The sequence below is a fragment of the Candidatus Krumholzibacteriia bacterium genome (genome assembly GCA_035268685.1).
Lineage (GTDB): Bacteria > Krumholzibacteriota > Krumholzibacteriia > JAJRXK01 > JAJRXK01 > JAJRXK01.
Map to the genome: position 1 here is coordinate 1 of DATFKK010000194.1, position 16,968 is coordinate 16,968.

The 16,968-nt window shown below is 69.2% G+C and carries 17 protein-coding genes; 6 read left to right on the forward strand and 11 right to left on the reverse strand.

The window, feature by feature from the left end; genetic code table 11:
* The 6 genes from VKA86_18700 to VKA86_18725 all read right to left on the reverse strand — a co-directional run.
* A partial coding sequence (locus VKA86_18700) for a TIGR02452 family protein (protein HKK73236.1) occupies nucleotides 1-882 on the reverse strand: 882 nt, incomplete at its 3' end.
* Nucleotides 883-891: 9 nt separating this feature from the next.
* Entirely contained in the window at nucleotides 892-1,602 is a 711-nt protein-coding gene (locus VKA86_18705; GenBank protein HKK73237.1) for a hypothetical protein, read from the reverse strand.
* 147 nt (nucleotides 1,603-1,749) lie between these two features.
* Nucleotides 1,750-4,128, reverse strand: coding sequence for an FG-GAP-like repeat-containing protein (locus tag VKA86_18710; GenBank protein ID HKK73238.1), 2,379 nt, complete (start codon nucleotides 4,126-4,128; stop codon nucleotides 1,750-1,752).
* Nucleotides 4,129-4,356: 228 nt separating this feature from the next.
* Nucleotides 4,357-4,794 (reverse strand): hypothetical protein, encoded by a 438-nt coding sequence (locus tag VKA86_18715; protein HKK73239.1) that lies wholly within the window; start codon nucleotides 4,792-4,794, stop codon nucleotides 4,357-4,359.
* Complete coding sequence (locus VKA86_18720) at nucleotides 4,791-4,991, reverse strand: hypothetical protein (GenBank protein HKK73240.1); 201 nt, start codon at nucleotides 4,989-4,991, stop codon at nucleotides 4,791-4,793. The genes VKA86_18715 and VKA86_18720 overlap by 4 nt, the downstream gene beginning before the upstream one ends.
* Nucleotides 4,985-5,233, reverse strand: a complete 249-nt coding sequence (locus VKA86_18725; GenBank protein HKK73241.1) for an ECF-type sigma factor — start codon at nucleotides 5,231-5,233, stop codon at nucleotides 4,985-4,987. Before VKA86_18725 ends, VKA86_18720 begins: the two co-directional genes overlap by 7 nt.
* A 334-nt stretch (nucleotides 5,234-5,567) precedes the next feature.
* Between VKA86_18725 and VKA86_18730 the strand changes: the two genes are divergently transcribed.
* Nucleotides 5,568-6,194 carry a TylF/MycF/NovP-related O-methyltransferase gene (locus VKA86_18730; GenBank protein ID HKK73242.1) on the forward strand — a complete coding sequence of 209 codons (627 nt, stop codon included), beginning with the start codon at nucleotides 5,568-5,570 and terminating at the stop codon, nucleotides 6,192-6,194.
* A gap of 158 nt (nucleotides 6,195-6,352) precedes the next feature.
* The gene (locus VKA86_18735; protein HKK73243.1) at nucleotides 6,353-7,600 is read left to right on the forward strand and encodes an acetate kinase; all 1,248 of its coding nucleotides are present in this window, start codon (nucleotides 6,353-6,355) and stop codon (nucleotides 7,598-7,600) included.
* 24 nt (nucleotides 7,601-7,624) lie between these two features.
* On the opposite strand, the gene VKA86_18740 is transcribed toward VKA86_18735, so the two are convergent.
* Nucleotides 7,625-8,332, reverse strand: coding sequence for a zinc metallopeptidase (locus VKA86_18740; protein HKK73244.1), 708 nt, complete (start codon nucleotides 8,330-8,332; stop codon nucleotides 7,625-7,627).
* A gap of 365 nt (nucleotides 8,333-8,697) precedes the next feature.
* On the opposite strand from VKA86_18740, the gene VKA86_18745 reads away from it, so the two are divergent.
* A complete protein-coding gene (locus VKA86_18745; GenBank protein HKK73245.1) occupies nucleotides 8,698-8,997 on the forward strand; it encodes a DUF493 domain-containing protein in 300 nt (99 codons plus the stop codon).
* A 92-nt stretch (nucleotides 8,998-9,089) separates the two neighbouring features.
* On the opposite strand, the gene VKA86_18750 is transcribed toward VKA86_18745, so the two are convergent.
* The 4 genes from VKA86_18750 to hemF are packed head-to-tail and all read right to left on the reverse strand — an operon-like array spanning nucleotide 9,090 to nucleotide 13,543.
* A complete protein-coding gene (locus VKA86_18750; protein ID HKK73246.1) occupies nucleotides 9,090-10,307 on the reverse strand; it encodes an O-antigen ligase family protein in 1,218 nt (405 codons plus the stop codon).
* A 16-nt stretch (nucleotides 10,308-10,323) separates the two neighbouring features.
* The gene (locus VKA86_18755; protein ID HKK73247.1) at nucleotides 10,324-10,944 is read right to left on the reverse strand and encodes an L-threonylcarbamoyladenylate synthase; all 621 of its coding nucleotides are present in this window, start codon (nucleotides 10,942-10,944) and stop codon (nucleotides 10,324-10,326) included.
* A gap of 2 nt (nucleotides 10,945-10,946) precedes the next feature.
* The gene (locus VKA86_18760) at nucleotides 10,947-12,554 is read right to left on the reverse strand and encodes an ABC transporter substrate-binding protein (GenBank protein ID HKK73248.1); all 1,608 of its coding nucleotides are present in this window, start codon (nucleotides 12,552-12,554) and stop codon (nucleotides 10,947-10,949) included.
* 29 nt (nucleotides 12,555-12,583) lie between these two features.
* Nucleotides 12,584-13,543: an oxygen-dependent coproporphyrinogen oxidase gene (hemF, locus tag VKA86_18765; protein ID HKK73249.1), complete on the reverse strand. Its 960-nt coding sequence runs from the start codon at nucleotides 13,541-13,543 to the stop codon at nucleotides 12,584-12,586.
* A 119-nt stretch (nucleotides 13,544-13,662) separates the two neighbouring features.
* On the opposite strand from hemF, the gene VKA86_18770 reads away from it, so the two are divergent.
* The 3 genes from VKA86_18770 to VKA86_18780 all read left to right on the forward strand — a co-directional run bounded on the left by VKA86_18770 (nucleotide 13,663) and on the right by VKA86_18780 (nucleotide 16,829).
* Nucleotides 13,663-14,589 carry a histone deacetylase gene (locus VKA86_18770; protein ID HKK73250.1) on the forward strand — a complete coding sequence of 309 codons (927 nt, stop codon included), beginning with the start codon at nucleotides 13,663-13,665 and terminating at the stop codon, nucleotides 14,587-14,589.
* Between the two features lie 124 nt (nucleotides 14,590-14,713).
* Nucleotides 14,714-15,688, forward strand: coding sequence for a hypothetical protein (locus tag VKA86_18775; GenBank protein HKK73251.1), 975 nt, complete (start codon nucleotides 14,714-14,716; stop codon nucleotides 15,686-15,688).
* Nucleotides 15,689-15,830: 142 nt separating this feature from the next.
* Entirely contained in the window at nucleotides 15,831-16,829 is a 999-nt protein-coding gene (locus VKA86_18780) for a DUF368 domain-containing protein (GenBank protein HKK73252.1), read from the forward strand.
* The last annotated feature ends 139 nt before the right edge of the window (nucleotides 16,830-16,968 follow it).

The window sequence follows — 16,968 nt, forward strand, 5'->3', positions numbered from 1 at the left end:
GCGGAACGCCGCGTGGTTGCGGCGCCCCTGTGCCCCGTGATCGGGTACGGCGAAGACGATCCGCCGGAAGCACGGAGTGGCCGCGCTCGTCCGTAGTGCTCGTGCAGCGGCTTCGGCCACCATCGCGGGATCGTTCCCGAACGCACCGCATCCCCAGGCGCCCAGCACGAGGGCGTCGTGGCCGGTGTGCGCGGCGACACGGAGCACTCGGTCCCACCGCCGTTCGAAGGTCGGAGCCAGCGCGCGGAGTCGTTCGGTGTCGTGCGAGGGGATGCCACCGCGGTTCGGCGCGGGTGCGGTGACGATTCCGACCTCGACCGGGCGTGCGAGCCATGGCTCGGAGGAGCCCAGCCGGAAGAAGGCCACGCGCGGCGAGTGGATCACGTGGTCGGTGTACAGCGTCGACGGGTGGGAACGGTTGGCGTCGTAGTAGTCGGGCTGGAGCAGCAGGGTGGGGAACAACGTACTGCAGCGGCAGAGTTCCTCTTCCTGGGCGCGCGAGCCACTCAGGAAGCCGCCACCGGGATTGCGGGCGGCGGCGAAGTTCAGGGCTGCGGTGTCGAAGTCGGGCGCGAGGCGGGCGCAGGCCTGCTGCGTGGTCTCGTCGGTCACCTCGACCGTCGGCGCCGGGTCGGTCACCGCGTGGCCGGTCGACCCCGGGTCGGTCGCCGCGGGGCCGGTCGATCCCGGGCCGGCCGCCGTCCGTCCCGCCGGCGCGTCCAGCGCCAGGAAGTCGATCTCGTCGGGGGTGAAGGTTCGCACCCCGGCCTCGCTCGCGCGGAGCGACGCCGTGAGATCCACCCACTGGCCGTCGGAGGTCTCGTAGCCGCCGGCCTCGATCACTTCGAGCACCTCGCGTGCGGTGGGGTGGACGTTCTTCATGCCCATGCGTCACCCACCGGCTCGGAACTGCGCCTTCACCGCACCCCACGACTCGCCCTCCTGCTCCACCGGTCCGCACTGCGACGGCTCCAACGCATCGGGGACGATCGTGCAGCCCTCCACGTTGCCGAGGCCGCAATCGATCGTCCCGGTGATCGAGACCACGGTCGGGGTGTCGATCAAGTCGTCATCGGGATCGAGGGCGATCGGCAGCATCTCCCAGCAACTGTCGGGGCAGGGTTCGAACACGGCCGGCAGCACGGCGGAGGTGATCGTGCCGATCCCGAGCACGGGGTCGCCGCAGGTGGCGTAGTCGATCGGCGAGACGAGGTCGAAGGACGAGGCCCAGGTCGGCAGGTCGTCGCCGTCGGCGTCGAGGCCGATCGCGCGGTAGCGGTGGGCGGCACCGGAAGCGGCCGCGGCGTCTTCGAAGGTCACGGAGTGCACGCCGGTCATGAGGACGTCGAACTCGACGCGTCCGATCGGCACGGGGGCGCCGCAGTCACCGAGGGTGCCGCGTTCGAGGCGGACGCCACCGACGGCGTCGTCGAAGTCGTCGGCGATGGTCAGGGTGACCACGATCGCGGTCGGTGCGCCGACCGCGCACCAGACCTCGACCTCGAGGGTGTTGGAGGTCGGGGGTTCGACCACGACCTGGGCGCCGGCGGGTGCGGTCCAGCCGATCACGAAGAGAACGGTGATCGTCACGAGGGACTTCATGGGGATCTCCCGCGAAGGGGGCGCGAGATGTTCGCCGCGAGAGTGTAGCACGGTCGATGCGGCGCGGCGGCATCGCGACCAACAGAACGGCGGCCCCGGAGTCGTTCCCCGGAGCCGCCGTCGAGATCCCTCGCTCGGGTGCCCCTGTCAGGAGCCCGCGCCGAGTGCCACGAAGGTCCGGGTCGTGGCGGCGGGCAGGTTCCACAGCAGGTCCTCGCGGCCGTCGCCGTCGAAGTCGCCCACCCGCATCTGGTACTGCTCCCACGACACCGCCTCGGGGTGTTCCATGGGCACCGTCGTGAACAGGAAGTTCGAGGTCTCCGTCGCCAGGCCGACGTTCAGGGCCAGCCGGGTGCCGTCGCGTTCGATCAGGACGAGATCCTGGCGGCCGTCGCCGTCGACGTCGGCCAGACGCGCCTCGAGGGGGCGTGTCCCCTCGACGTTCTCGACGTAGGCGAGGGGGCCCCTCCGCCACCCGGTGCCCGAACCGTAGCTCATATGCACCGGGATGCGCGCGGGGTTCAGGTTCGGCCACACCAGGTCGTCGCCCGGGCCACCGCCCACGTTGCCGATCAGCGCCGAGTAGGTCTGCCATCCGTCGTTGCTGCGCTCCACGTAGGGCTGCTCGGTGAAGCGACCGTCGGTGTTGCCCAGACCGTAGTGGATGCCGTTGCGCGTGGACTCGGTGATGTTGAACACGATGTCGCTGCGGCCGTCCGCGTTCACGTCGCCCACGAGGACTTCGTAGCCGTTCCACGTCGACCCGCGGTCCTGGAAGTCGAGGAACTCGAACTGACCGGATTCCTGCCCGCGGAACACGTAGGTGCGGTTCGGGCCGACCAGCGTGTTGAAGATCAGGTCGTCGATCCCGTCGCCGCCGACGTCACCCACGAAGACCCGGTAGGAACCCCATCCGTTCGCGGGGTGCTCCTGGCGCGCGCCGAAGGTGAAGTCACCACCGTCCTCGGACAGTCCGACGTAGGTCAGGTTCTGCGCCTCGGTCGAGTTCCACGCGATGTCGTCGAGTCCGTCGCCGTCGAAGTCGCCGACGAAGGGCTCGAAGGTCGACCACCCCTCGCTCGGAGTCTCCGGGTGCGTGACCGGCATGCGCTCGGAGAACGTCCCGTCGCCGTTGGCGATCGCCACGACCGTCTCGTTCAGCGACGCGCCGGTGTGGCAGAAGGCGATGTCGTCGACCCCGTCGCCGTCGAAGTCTCCGACCACGGTACGGGCCGGCGTGGTGATCGACTGCGTCGCGATCTCCTCGTCCTGGAACACGAAGGGTTCGCCCGACGCGCCGACCGGCGTGCACTCGCGGATCGTGTACTCGGTGGCCTCGGTGACCTTCGCGATCCGACCGTCGAGCGTGCGGAAGATGAAGCTCAGCGGGACGGCCGTCGAGAGTTGGGCGCTGCGCGTGAAGTAGGCGCCCAGATCGTTCTCACGGATCATGTCCTGCGTGGCCTCGGCGGGCCCGCCCACCGACACGATCGAGACCTTCGCGGTCTCGAGGATCGTCTGCTCCTTGGCTTCGATCGATCCGGACGCGCCGCCCCCGATCGAGTTGTACGACGCGCGGATCGCGCTCCGGATGTCCTCCTCGCTGGCCGTCGACGTCACCGACATCATCATCAAGCGACCGTAGACGACCTCGGCGAGGTACACGGGCACGTTGTTCGCGTTCATCAGGCCCTGGTCGGCGTAGAACTGCAGCCGGTCCTCGGTGAAGGCGTCGTCGAACCAACCCGCGGGTGACGAGGGCGGCGGGACCGACACGGTGTACATCTTCTGCACGAACTTCGCGGTGACCGTCGTCTCCGACACACGCCGCGAGAGATCGCCCTCGGCCCGCGCCTCGAATCCCAGGTAGCGGCCCGACGCGCCCACGCTCAGCGCCCAGGCGCGCTCGGAGTGGTAGGTCTCCTGGGTGAAGGAGATCGAACTCGGGGTGTCGAGCGTGTCGCGCGTGGCGTTGCCGATCATGCCGCGCACGGCCTGCGTCACCGACGCGAGCGAAGGCGACTCCACGCGACGTGCCGAGTCCTCGCTCGGCAGTTCCTTGATCACGACGTCGATCGGGGCCCGTTCGTCGATCGTCAACGGCGCGAAGGCACCCAGCCCCGAGTCGTCGTCGTAGCTGTTGCCCTGGATGAAGGCGCCCGGCCAGAGGATCGACTCGTCCGGCGAGAGCATGACGATCTCGTCGGGATTCGTCGTGATGCGGTACGGGGTCTCGCGGCAGACGTAGCGGACGTTCTCCGGAGGGGCGACGGTCCCGTCCTCCTGGATCTCCTCGACCTCGACCTCGGTCGAGCCGAGCTCGACCGTCTCGCCGTCCGCGGTCGGCAGCTCGTCGGGACCGTTGTTCGCGTAGTCGTCCCAGGCGGGCATGCGGCCGAAGAATTCGTTCGTCTCGCCGACCGGCTGGCCGCCGCCACCAGGGCCGGACGGATCGTCCTCGGAACAGCCGGCGATCGCGAGCAGGGCCGCCAGGCCGAGGACGAGGGTCGTACGTGGGGATCTCATGGTTGTTTCCTCGAAACGGGGGAGCGGGGGCGCTCCCGGACGAGCGCCTTCGATCACAGATGCGCAAACCATCGCGTCTTCGCGCAATGAGGCGGATCGTCGCGCGAACCCTGGCCGTCCGGAGTTCCCACCCGGCCCGCGACCTCGCGGGCGCGGCCGGTTCACTGTCGCCGGCTCCTCGGCGGTCGACGAGCGGGCCCACGAGCCCGGCGAGCTCGTCGGGCGCATCTACGGTCCGCCGCAGACCAGCCAGCGCGTCCGCGCAGGGTCCGCAGTTCGAGCGTACGCGGGCTCGTGCTCGGCCCGGTAGGTGACCGGGACGGAGTCCATGAGCGCGAGCACCTCGGCGGCCTTGCCGACGTCGAGCAGGCACTCGGCGAGTCGGAACTGTGCGTCGGCGAGGAGCTGGTGCTCCTCGTCCAGAACCGTGCGCCGGATGCGCAGGGGCCCGCGCGACCGACGCCTCGAAACGTTCCCGCGCCCGGCGCAGCGGGGGCCGACCGCGAATGGCTCGCGTCCGGCCTGCAGGGCGCGGGTGACCGAATCGACGGCCTCGCCGAAGGGATGCCGCCCCGCGAGCACCTCCCACAGGATCACCCTGAGCGCGTAGACGTCGGTGCGCACGTCTACCGCACCGGCGTCGCCGCGCAGCTGTTCGGGACTCATGTAGACGGGAGGCCGAGGCGCCGACCCTCGACCATCATCGTCGCGTCGATGATGGCGGTGTCGTCGTCGAGCAGCAGCAGCTCGAGTTCGCGCCCCTCGTCGGTGATCAGTTCCTCCACCAGCGTCACGCGCTGCTGGTTCCCGCTGCGCTTCTCGGCGCGATGCGCACGGGCGTGGGCGACTGGGATCTTCAGCACGCAGCGCGACGCGATGCCCAGAGAGTGGGCGCGGTCGGTTGCGCGAGCCCACCCGCGTCGACGAGCCGGATGTAGGTTCCGTGGACCAGGGCAGTGGGTTGCAGGGTGTGATCGGCCCGCTCCTGCGACACGGTCGAGCGTGAAGTCCGGTGCAGCGCGTCGGAGACGAGTGCGAAGATCTCTTCGCTGGGCTGGACGCGAGGCGCCGCGTCGTCCTCGAGCTGGCGGAAGAGCCGGGTCACCCGGGCGCGGGTGTCGCCGTTCCGGATTCTATCGCAGCAGATCCGGCGCGAGAGGATGAACGGGATCCACTCCGAGGGCGGTCGGGCTGCGAAAGGCGAGGCACGAACGGCCCTGTCGTGCAGAATCCACGGACGTGCCGCGCGGCAGTTCGGCCCGGGGAACGGAGATGGCTGGTCATCCTGAGGACGACATGGAATACGGCATCCGACGCTTCTACGGAGAACGCATCCGTCCGCTTCTCCCGTCGGCTGGCCGGCGGTGGGCGAAGTACGCCTACAGCATGTGGGGGTACCGGCAGTTGTTCACGATCCGGTCCCTGTCCTGCAGCGAGAGGTGCACCTGTTCCAGCGTTTCGTGGAGGTCGACTTCCACGTACCCCACGGTCACTGGCCGTGCGAGATGGCGGAGATCGCGAAGTTCCTCCTGGACTCTCCGCGCAGACCGGAAGCGGTGATGATCGAGGCCGGGTGCTGGCAGGGAGGGAGCACGGCCAAGTTCAGCATCCTGTGCGAGATGTGCGGATACGTCCTGCACGTCTACGATTCGTTCCAGGGGGTGGAGGCGACCGACCAGGAGGGCTACGACTACACTGGCGAGTATTCCGCCGAGCAAGCGCTGGTGCGGAACCACGTGCGCCGGTACGGCGTCATCGACGTGTGCCGCTTCCATTCCGGGTGGCTCCAGGACACCATCGCGAAGGTCCCCGTCGCCGAGCCCGTCATGGCCGCCTACATCGACTGCGACCTGGCCAAGGGGACGGTCGAGGTCTTGCGAGGAACGCGGCAGGGACTGTGCGACGAGGACCTGGTCTTCACCCAGGACTTCCACATTCCTCCCGTGCGCAAGACGCTGGAGGCGGTCGACACCTGGACTGCCCTGGGGGTCCGAATGCCCCGGATCGAGCGGCACTGCCACAACCTGGCCTCGCTCCACTTCGAGCGTTCCGGATCGGACGCCTGACCGCCTCCGTTCCCCGGAAGCCCGCGTTCATTCCCCAGGAGCCGCGCGTTCCTACCCACCTCACGAATCTCCCCTCCCCCGTGCCTTGACCGCGCGCGGCGGCCGACTAGCCTACCTTCGTCCCTGCGCACCGCGCTGCCCCCGACCTGGAGATCACCGTGAACGTTCTGGTTCTGAACTGCGGATCGTCGTCGTTGAAGTTCCAGCTGATCGAGACCGATTCCGACCGGATCGACTCCGACCAGGACCGCAAGCTGGCTCGCGGCATCGTCGAGCGGATCGGCAGCCAGGCGGTGGTCACGTGGCAGGCCGAGGGTGGCCGCAAGGACCGCCATGCCGAGCCGGTGCGCGACCACCGCGCGGCGATCGATCTCGTGTTGCGCTGGATCGTCGGCGAGGAGAGCGGGATCGAGTCGATCCACAGCATGAAGGACATCCACGCCGTGGGTCACCGGGTGGTGCACGGCGGCGAGCGCTTCCAGCGCTCGGTGCGGGTCGACGACGAGGTCATGGAGGGAATCCAGGACTGCTTCGAGCTCGCTCCTCTGCACAACCCGGCCAATCTCCTGGGCATCCGCAGCGCGCAGGAACTGCTGGGCAAGGGCGTGCCGCAGGTGGCGGTCTTCGACACCGCCTTCCATTCGACCATGCCCGAGGCGAGCTACCTCTACGCCATTCCGTACCAGTACTACCGGCGCTACAAGATCCGCCGCTACGGCTTCCACGGCACCTCGCACCGCTACGTGTGCTACCGCTACCGGCGCATGCACGACCTCGAGCGCGAGCAGGTGAACCTGATCACCCTGCACCTGGGCAACGGGGCGAGCGCGTGCGCGATCCGCGATGGCAGCTCGGTCGACACGTCCATGGGCTTCACGCCGCTCGACGGGCTGGTCATGGGCACGCGCGCCGGCGACATCGATCCGCAGATCATCGAGTTCCTCATGCACAAGGAAGGAATCGACATCGGCGAGATCGACACGCTGCTGAACAAGCGCTCCGGTCTGCTGGGCCTCAGTGGCCTGACCAGCGACATGCGCGAATTGCTCGAGGAGGAGACCGAGAACGGCGACCGCCGCGCGCGGTTGGCCATCGACATCTTCTGCCAGCGCGTGAAGGCCTACATCGGGGCCTACTGGGCCAAGCACGGGCCTTTCGAGGGCATGGTCATGACCGGCGGGATCGGCGAGAACGCCGCGCCGGTGCGTGCCCGGATCCTTCGCGGACTCGAGCACATGGGCGTGAAGCTCGATGCCGCGGCGAACGACGGTCTCGCCGGCGGTACGGAAGGGCGGATCTCGCAGGAGGGCTCGGCCCTTCCCACCTACGTGATCCCGACCGACGAGGAACTGTTGATCGCCCGCGACACCTACCGCGTGGTCGAGGACCGGCCCCGGCGGTGGTGACCGAGGGGTGACCCTCCGGGTTCGCTAGCGTCGGCCGCCGAACAGCCCCAGGCGGAAGGCCCAGTACAGCAGCGTGAGGATCGAGGTCACGGCGGCGGCCACGTAGGTCAGCGCCGCGGCGTCGAGGACCTTCTTCGCGCCACCCAGCTCGTCCCGGGTCATGTACCCGCCGCGCTGCAGTGTGGCCATGGCCCGGCGGCTGGCGTCGAACTCCACGGGCAGCGTGATCAGGGTGAAGACCGTGGTCGCTCCGAAGAGGGTGACGCCGACGATGGCCGCGGTGTGCCCCAGCGCCGTCGCGGTGCCGCCCAGGAAGAAGGCGGCGATGATCACGAACATCGAGAGTCCGCTGCTGAAGTTGGCCACCGGCACCCACGCCGAGCGGAACTTCAACGGCGCGTAGGCCCGCGCATGCTGGATCGCATGGCCGACCTCGTGGGCCGCCACGCCGGCAGCGGCCATGGAGCGACTGCCGTACACGCCCTCGCTCAAACGGAGCGTCTTCGTGCGCGGATCGTAGTGGTCGCTGAGCTTGCCCGCGACCGGCTCCACCCGCACGTCGGAGATCCCGTGGTCCCGTAGGATCGCCTCGGCGATCTGGGCTCCGGTGAGACCCCGCCGGGTGGTGGTCTGGCTGTACTTCTGGAACGCGCCCTTGGTCCTGGCACTCGCCCAGAACGACAGACCCATCCCCACCCCGATGATCAGCAGGTAGAAGGGATCGAAGATCATCTCGTGGACTGTTCCTTTCTCGGGCCCGAAACAGAGGACGACGCAGGCGCAGGCTGCATCTCGAGGAACGCGGGTGGGGTGTCGGGGGTTCCCTGCGGGTACACGAAACCCCGGAGCGCTCGGACCGCACTCCGGGGCCGGGGGAAGTGAAGCACGAGCCACGCGTGCCCGTCGCCTCGGCGGCGGGGGCCGGGATCGTGGCTCGCGGCCCGTACGGGCGCAGCGAGGACTGGCGAAACCACGACGAAAATGCGTGGTTCGACAAAGACGCTACGTGTCCTGTACAACTCCTGCATATGGTCATTCTGCACCACTCCGCCCGCTGACCGGGCGGCCTGCCTGCCTCCGAATCCACGGGACTCCCGATGTCCGCAGACACCCCGAATTCGCAACCATCCGGTCCTGACCCGGACAAGTTCCGTACCCTGCGCTCCAAGCTCGAGGTCTTCCACGACTGGCCGCACCCCTATCTGTTCAAGTTCATCGTGCCGCGCGCGCGGCAGGAGGAGCTCGAGGCGGTGTTCGAGGGCTGGGAGTACCGCACGCGCGCGTCGCGCAACGGCTCGTGGATCAGCCTGACCTGCGAGCGGGTCATGGAGTCGGCCGACGCCGTGATCGACGTCTACGAGCGCGTCGACGGCATCGAGGGCGCCTTCGCACTCTGACCCCCCGCCGAGCGCCGGGCCTCGTGGTCACCGACGCGGTGTCGGAGGGGCAGCCGATGGGTCGCTCGCCGTCCTGCAGATCGTCCGTGCGGTCAGCGACCCAGTCCGCGATCGCGGCGTGATCCGGCCGCTCCGGCGGCGAACGCGCATCCGAGCAGGAAGTACAACGTGAGTTCGACCTCGTCGTCGGTCTGGTAGACCTGGAACAGTCCGCCCAGGAGCAAAGCCAGATGGGCGGCGAAGCCGCCGAGAGCGATCCACGACCATGGTCCGGCGCGGCGAACGGCGCCCGCGGCGCCGATGGCGACGGCCACGGCGAAGGACAGGAAGACCGCCGCGCCCGGCCAGCCGCTGTTCACGGCGACCATCAGCACGTCGTTGTGGGCGTGGGCCCGGGACTCGTACAGGCCCGTCACTTCGTACTCGTCGAGCACGTGCTCGAAGTTGCCGAAACCGTAACCGGTCCACGGACGCTCCTCGAGGGCGTCCAACGAGGTCTGCCACAGGTTCGGTCGGGTCTGCTCGGCCTCGAAGTCGAAAGCCCGGACGAAGCGGTCACGGATGGTCGGCGTGGCCACCGCGCCGAGCGCGGCGAGCAGGAGGATCCCCACGGCGATCCGCCGCCGTGTCGGCGGCAGGTACAGGGCGATCACCGCCGCGCCGAGTGCGGCGCCCAGCTGCGCACTGCGCGCGTGGCTCAACAACAGCCCGATGCTCACCAGCGCGCCGGCCACGACCACGAACAGACGGTGACGCCACAGAGCTCCGCCGGGCGAGGAGTTCGTGGCGAAGGCCACGCCCAGCAACCACAGGCAGACCACGTGGCCACCGTAGGTGAGCTTGTGACCGTAGAAACCGACCGCGTTCCAGCGGTTGCCGATGCCCGCGATCCAGTCGTCGGTGAACCACTGGTCGCCGGTGTAGTACTGGTAGATCCCGTAGATCCCGATCAGTGCGCCCACGCCCAGGTACACGACCAGTGCGCGCGCGAGGTGGCGCGGTACGGTCATCCCCAGGGCGGCGACGGCGGGCAGGAGCAACTTGATCCACAGCTCTTCGCCGACCTTGTCGAAGCGCGCCGGGTAGGGATCGGCCAGCGCGGTCGTCAGCAGCGACCACGCGATCCACAGCCCGAAGGTGATCCACACCGCCCGTGGAACGGCGGCTCGTGCCTCGGAGCTCACGATCAGTCGGAGTGTCCCGAGCACGATGAACGATCCCGCCACGAGCGAACCCACGCTGATCGACAGCGGCGAGCCCACCACGAACAGGTAGAGCAGCGCGATCGAGAACCGGTCGATGATTCGCACGCAGCCAGCTCCCGGGTCAGCGGAACGCGCTCACGTCGCCCAGGCCCTCGCGCACGACCATCGCCTCGTCGCCGGTGAGGTCGATCACCGAGGTCGGATCGAGGCTCGCGATGCCGCCGTCGATCACGATCTCGATCTCGTGGTCGAGTCGGTCGCGGATCTCGCGCGGATCGTTGAGGGCGAACTCGTCGCCGGGCAGGCGCAGGGTCGTGGTCAACAGTGGTTCGCCGTGGGCCTCGAGCAGCGCCTGGGCGATGGCGTGGTCGGGCACGCGCAGGCCGATGGTCTTCTTCTTCGGGTGCTGCAGGCGCCGCGGCACCTCGCGTGAGGCACGTACCAGGAAGGTGTAGGGTCCCGGCGTGTGCGCCTTGATCAGGCGGTAGCCGGGCGTGGTGTAGCGGGCGAACTGACCCGTCTGGGACAGATCGCGGCACATGAGCGTGAAGTCGTGCCGGTTGTCGATGCGCCGGATCCGGCAGATCCGGTCCAGGGCGGCCTTCTCGCCGATCGCCGCACCGAGGGCGTAGGTGGTGTCGGTGGGGTAGGCGATCACACCGCCGGCCCGCAGCACGCGGACGGCCTGATCGATCAGCCGCGTCTGCGGCGTCACCGGATGGACTTCGAGCAGCGTGGCCACGATCAGTTTCCGGTGTCCGGGGTCTTCCACCACCGGTGGACGTCTTCGTAGGGCGACAGGAAGTTCGGCGTGGCGTTGCGCACCTCGATGCGCAGGCCCACCGGCGGATCCTTGGCGTAGAGCATGGTCATGGGCTGGTCGCGGTACAACAGTTCCTGCACCTGCTTCCACAGCACCGCGGCCTCGTCGCGGTCGACGGTCCCGCGCGCTCGCTCGATCAGCGCGTCGACGGCCGGGTTGGCGTAGCCGCCCCAGTTGAAGCCGCCGTCGCTGGCGAAGCTCGCCGACAGATCGGGTGAGATCGGCGCGGCCACTTGCCCCATGTACACGTCGAAGTCGCCCGACGAGACCTGCGACAGCACCGTCGACAGCTCGAGCATCCGCGTGTTCACGTCGATGCCGACCTCGCGCAGGTTGTTGCGCAGGATCAGCGCGCCGTTCTCGCGAACCGGGTCTCCCGTCCGCGTCTTCACCGTGAAGCGCAGCGGCACTCCGTCGCGCTCGACGATATCGTCTCCGTCGGTGTCGACGAAGCCGGCCTCGGCCAGCAGCCGTCGCGAGACCTCGAGGTTCCGCGTGTGCGGCTCGAGTTCGTCGTTGTAGGCCCACGCCACGATCGGCGTCATCGGGTTGGCGATGGTCCGTCCGTAGCCGAAGAGCAGGCCCTCGACGAAGGCTCGCCGGTCGATCGCGTAGCTGATCGCGTTGCGGACGCGGGCGTCGGTCAGCAGCTCGTTGTCGAGGTTGTAGACCAAATAGCCCAGGAAGCGCGGTCCCACGAGTTTCAACTGGACCTCGGGATCGTCGCGGAGACGTTCGAGGTCCTTGTTCGGGACCGACTCGATCATGTCGACCTCGCCGATCTCCAGTTGCAGGCGCCGGGTCGCTTCTTCGGGGACCACGCGGAACACGATCTCGTCGAGGTAGGCGGGCTCGTCCCAGTAGTGGGGGTTGCGCTCGAGTACGAGGCGGTCGTTCGCCTCCCAGCGGGCCAGACGGTAGGGCCCGTTCGTGATCGGCATCCGGTTGAGATCCCAGCTCTGGACCTCGGTCGGGGTTCGACCCTCGATCGCGTGGGCGGGCATCAACGGGAAGGCCGAGCGCAGCAGCGATTCCTGCGTCCGCCGGTGGAAGGTGAAGACCACCGTCGTGTCGTTCGGAGCGGCCACGCCGGCGATGTCGTCGAAATTCGACCGCCGCGGAGTCGGAACGTCGGGATTGGTGAACAGCTCGTAGGTCACGAGCACGTCGCGGCTCGCGAAGGGTTCGCCGTCGCTCCACCGGACGTCGTCGCGCAGATGGTAGGTGAGTGTCAGACCGTCCTCGGAGAAGAACCATCGCTTGGCCAACGACGGTTCGAAGTCCAGGTCGGTGTTCATCTTGATCAGCCCGTCGTTGAGGATGCCGTAGATGCTTCCGGCCAGCGCCGTGGTGCGGATCACCGGGTTCAGGGTGCCCGGATCGCTGTCGACGGCGACGGTCAGGGTCCCGCCCCGGACCACGGGTCCGGAATCCGGGTCGCCCTCGGTCACCTCGCCGCCGCCACAGCCGGTCAGGCCCGTGGTCGTGGCGGCGAAGAGCAGGGGAAGGAGCGTTCGGGCCAGGCGCATGCGCGAGTCCTTTCGGAGCGGAAGCGGGGTCAGGCGGAAGGGGGCACGACGTCGGCCCAGTCACGGGGCACGAGGAACTCGTGCAGCAGCCTGTGCTCGTCGGTGCCGGGTTCGATCTCGTGGTCGGTCTCCCAGCGGACGAGCGGCGGCAACGAGGCGAGGATCGATTCGGTGCGGGCGCCTGCCTCGAGCCCGAATCGCGTGCCGCGGTCGTACAGCAGATTGAACTCGACGTAGCGTCCGCGTCGCAGGAGCTGCCACTGCCGTTCCCGGTCTCCGTACGGCGTGTTCCGGCGACGCTCGAGGACGGGAACGTAGGCGTCGAGACAGGCCTCGGCCAGGCTGCGGTGCAGGGCGAAGCATCGGTCGAATCCGCCATCGCACACGTCGTCGTAGAACACGCCTCCGATTCCACGAGCTTCGCCTCGGTGCGGTAGACGGAAGTACTCGTCGCACCGTGTCTTGAAGCGCGGGTAGACTTCCGTTCCGAAGGGCTCGCACGCGGCGCGGGCCGTCCGGTGCCAGTGGACACAGTCCTCGACGAAGCCGTAGTAGGGCGTGAGGTCGAAGCCTCCGCCGAACCACCATACTGGATCCTCGGCGGCGTGCTCGGCGACGAAGAAGCGGAAGTTGGCGTGGGAGGTCGGTGCGTAGGGATTGCGCGGATGGACGATCAACGACACCGAGGCCGCCTGGTAGGCGCGCCCGGCCAGTTCCGGCCGGCGCTCGGTCGCCGCCGCGGGCATGGCCCGTCCGACCGAGTGGGAGAACTGAACGGCGGCCTTCTCGATCACCGCACCGTCCTGCAGGGCGCGCGGGCGGTGCAGGCCGCCGCTGGGCGCCTCGAAACGCTTCTCCGCGAAGCACGCGCGGCCGTCGACCCCTTCGAGGCCGGCGCAGATCGTGTCCTGCAGGGCCATCAGGTGATCGCGCACGGCGACGACGTCCGGCGTCCCGGGGCCGGTGGTCGGCGATGTCGAGGAATCCATGCACTGCTCCCGGCGGCGGGCTCGGCCGCGGTGTGTATCTTCGGGCACCGTCGGGGTCGCCGCGGTCGATGATCGCCGACCAGTGTAGACGTCCCTCGCCCCCGCGCAAAGCCCGCGCCGTGCCACGCGTCTTCTCGAGCGACCGCTTCGAGCTCCCGCTGCCGCCGGGCCATCGGTTTCCCGCGCGCAAGTACGGCATGTTGCGCGAGCGTGTGCAGGCCGACGGCACGGCGGTCGACCTGGAACCACCGTCGGCGAGCCGCGCGCAGCTCGGCCGTGTGCACACCGAAGGCTATCTCGAACGGGTCTTCACCGGAGCCCTCGAGAAGAACGAGGCGCGACGGATCGGTCTGCCCTGGTCGCCGGCCATGCTCGAGCGCTCGCGGCGCTCCACCGGAGCCACCGTGGCCTCCTGCGAGCGCGCCCTGATCGACGGGGCGTCGCTCTACCTGGCCGGTGGCACCCACCACGCCTTCGCCGATCGGGGCGAGGGCTTCTGCGTGTTCAACGACGTCGCGGTGGCCGCCCGCGAACTGCTCGCCGCCGGTCGCGTCGGGCGCGTTTGCGTGGTCGACCTCGACGTGCACCAGGGCAACGGCACGGCCGTGATCTTCGCCGACGACCCGCGGGTCTTCACCTTCTCGCTGCACGGAGCCGGGAACTACCCCTTCCACAAGACCCGCAGCGACGTCGACGTGGCTCTTCCCGACCGCACCGGGGATCTGGCGTACCTGCAGGCCCTCGACGCCCACCTCGACGCGGTGCTCGACCGCGCCGAGCCCGACCTGGTCGTCTACATCGCCGGGGCGGACGTGTACGCCGGCGACCGCCTCGGCCGGCTGTCGCTGACTCCGGACGGGATCGCGGCGCGCGACCGCCGGGTGTTCGCGGCCCTCGGCCGCCGTGCACTGCCCTGGGCCATGGTCATGGGCGGCGGATACGCTCAGCCGATCGAGGAGACCGTGTCGATCCAGCACCGGACGGTGCGGATCGCCCTCGAGTCGGTGGCGAACGGCAACCACGGGGCCGGTCCGCCGGTGTCCTGATCGGTGATCCGGTTGGCCGAACCCTTGCAAACGACCTCCCGAAGAAGGTGGCGCCGTTCCGCGGAATCATGCGGAACCACGCGGAACCGCGCGCCCCGATCGCACACGTCCCGGGAGGACAACCGTGGTACGCACACGCCTGGCGCCCTTCGTCTTCGCGCTCGCCCTGGTGGGTCTCGCCGCCTGTGACAACGATCCCGAGCGCATCTCGGACCTCGGCCCGATCACGCCGCCGGACCCGATTCCGGCCACGAACTACATCGACGCCGTCGCGCGCGACGGCGGATCCGGTGCGTACGTGAACGAGGAGATGCCGACCGGCGACGCCACCGCGCCCGAAGTCGACGGGTCGCTGTGGTTCGTCCGCGGCGGATCGATGGTGTTGACCGTCACCGTCGAGGACACGGCCACCGAGCTGTACGTGAGTGCAACCCGTGCCGACCTCGGCTACTACCGCGTGCCGCTCGACGGCTCGGCGGTGGTGATCGACGAGGAACGTACGCGCGCGTCGGCACGGATCGAAAAACTCGCCGCCGCCGGAGTCGAACCGGCCGCGGCCCGCGAATCCACGGCCTTCCGTGCGCCGCGGACGGTGACACTGACGCTGACTCCGGCGGAGACCGCCTCGTCGTTCACGGTGACGGTCTCGGCCGGCGACGGTACATCGGTCACGTCGGCGTCGACGCACGGGGTCCAGGTGAACACCACGGCCAGTTCGTCGGCCGAACTGCAGGTCAGTCTGAACTGGATCGACGGCATCGACTACGACCTGCACCTGGTCACGCCGAGCGGTGATCGAATCTACTACGCGCAGAAGAACGGTCCCAATGGTGGCGAGCTCGATCTCGACTCGAACCCCGGCTGCAATCTCGACTGGGTGAACAACGAGAACATCACCTGGGGCAGCACCACGCCGGCGCCGGGCGAGTACGTGGTCGAGCTCGACGTCTTCAGCGCGTGCAGCGAACCGGGACCCTTCCCTTACCTGATCACGGTCACCGTCGGGGGCGAAGCGACGGTCTTCGAGGGCGAGATGGCGCTCGTCGACGGCTCGGAGCCGCCGGCGCTCGAGGTGAGCCGCTTCACGGTCGGACCCTGAGTCCGCCGAGACTCCTCTTGGTCGAGGCCCGGGCCGTGCGGTCCGGGCCTCGTCACGTCCGGATCCCGGTGCTTGCCGCCGTGCCGGGTCGTGCGCACACTCTCGGTTCCCGCTGCGCGCGTTCCCGAATCCCCGGAGTCCGATGACCACGCCGTCGCTCGAATCCGTCCTGCGTCCGCTCGTCCTGGTCCGCGCCGCGCTCGGCGGGGTGCTCATGGGACTGGCCAACCTGGTCCCCGGGATCTCGGGTGGCACCATGCTGCTGGCCGCGGGGATCTATCCCCGCTTCGTCGCCGCGGTGGCCGAGGTGAGCACGTTGCGGTTCCGCGTGCCGGCGCTGGTGTTGCTCGGCACCGTGGCCGTGGCCGCGCTCGCCGGAATCGTGCTGCTGGCCGGGCCGATCAAGGACCTGGTCGTCCACCAGCGTTGGATCATGTACAGCCTCTTCGTCGGTCTCACGCTCGGCGGCCTTCCGGTGGTGTGGCGCATGGCGCGTCCGGCGACGCGATCGGTGTTCCTGGGTGCGGGTGGAGGCTTCGTGGCCATGGCCGCGCTCGCGATCGCGCAGGCGAGTGGTGCCACCGGCGGCGACGGACAGGCCGACCTGCTGCTGCTCGGGCTGGCCGGACTGGCCGGGGCCAGCGCCATGATCCTGCCCGGTGTGTCGGGCGGCTACCTGTTGCTCGTGCTCGGGCAGTACGTGCCGATCCTCGGCGCGATCGAGGCGCTGAAGGACGCCGTCGCCGCGCGTGACCTGGCGGCGGCCACCGAGCCGGCGCTGACCGTCCTGCTCCCGGTCGGCGTGGGTGTCGTGGCTGGCGTGGTCGTCGTGAGCAACGCGTTGAAGTGGTTGCTGGCGCGCTACGAGAAGGCCACGCTCGGCGTGCTGATCGGCCTGTTGCTCGGCGCAGTGGTCGGGCTGTGGCCCTTCCAGGCGCCGGTCGAGCCGCCGCTCGGGGCCACGGTGAAGGGTGAGGTGGTGACCGCCGAGTCCCTCGCCACGATCGAGGTCGAGGACTGGCCCACGCGGAGGTTCACGCCCGACGCCGGACAGGTGGGGGGCGCACTCGGGTTGGTCGTGCTCGGCTTCCTGGTGACCTCGGCGATTGCCCGGTTGGGCCGCGACGAGCCCAGCGCCTGAGTCAACCCCGTTCGCAGAGTGCGAGGCCGCGGGTGACGATGTCGGCCTCGTCCACGAGCACCGTGTCGGCGGCCGGGCCGAGGGGGATGTACGTGTCGCGGCCGCGCACGCTCGCCGCCGGGCGGCTCAGGCCCTCCTC

Coding starts and splice junctions, on each gene's coding strand:
- VKA86_18705 (HKK73237.1), bottom strand. CDS start 1,602: ATGAAGTCCCTCGTGACGATCACCGTTCTCTTCGTGATCGGCTGGACC.
- VKA86_18710 (HKK73238.1), bottom strand. CDS start 4,128: ATGAGATCCCCACGTACGACCCTCGTCCTCGGCCTGGCGGCCCTGCTC.
- VKA86_18715 (HKK73239.1), bottom strand. CDS start 4,794: ATGAGTCCCGAACAGCTGCGCGGCGACGCCGGTGCGGTAGACGTGCGC.
- VKA86_18740 (HKK73244.1), bottom strand. CDS start 8,332: ATGATCTTCGATCCCTTCTACCTGCTGATCATCGGGGTGGGGATGGGT.
- VKA86_18745 (HKK73245.1), top strand. CDS start 8,698: ATGTCCGCAGACACCCCGAATTCGCAACCATCCGGTCCTGACCCGGAC.
- VKA86_18760 (HKK73248.1), bottom strand. CDS start 12,554: ATGCGCCTGGCCCGAACGCTCCTTCCCCTGCTCTTCGCCGCCACGACC.
- hemF (HKK73249.1), bottom strand. CDS start 13,543: ATGGATTCCTCGACATCGCCGACCACCGGCCCCGGGACGCCGGACGTC.
- VKA86_18780 (HKK73252.1), top strand. CDS start 15,831: ATGACCACGCCGTCGCTCGAATCCGTCCTGCGTCCGCTCGTCCTGGTC.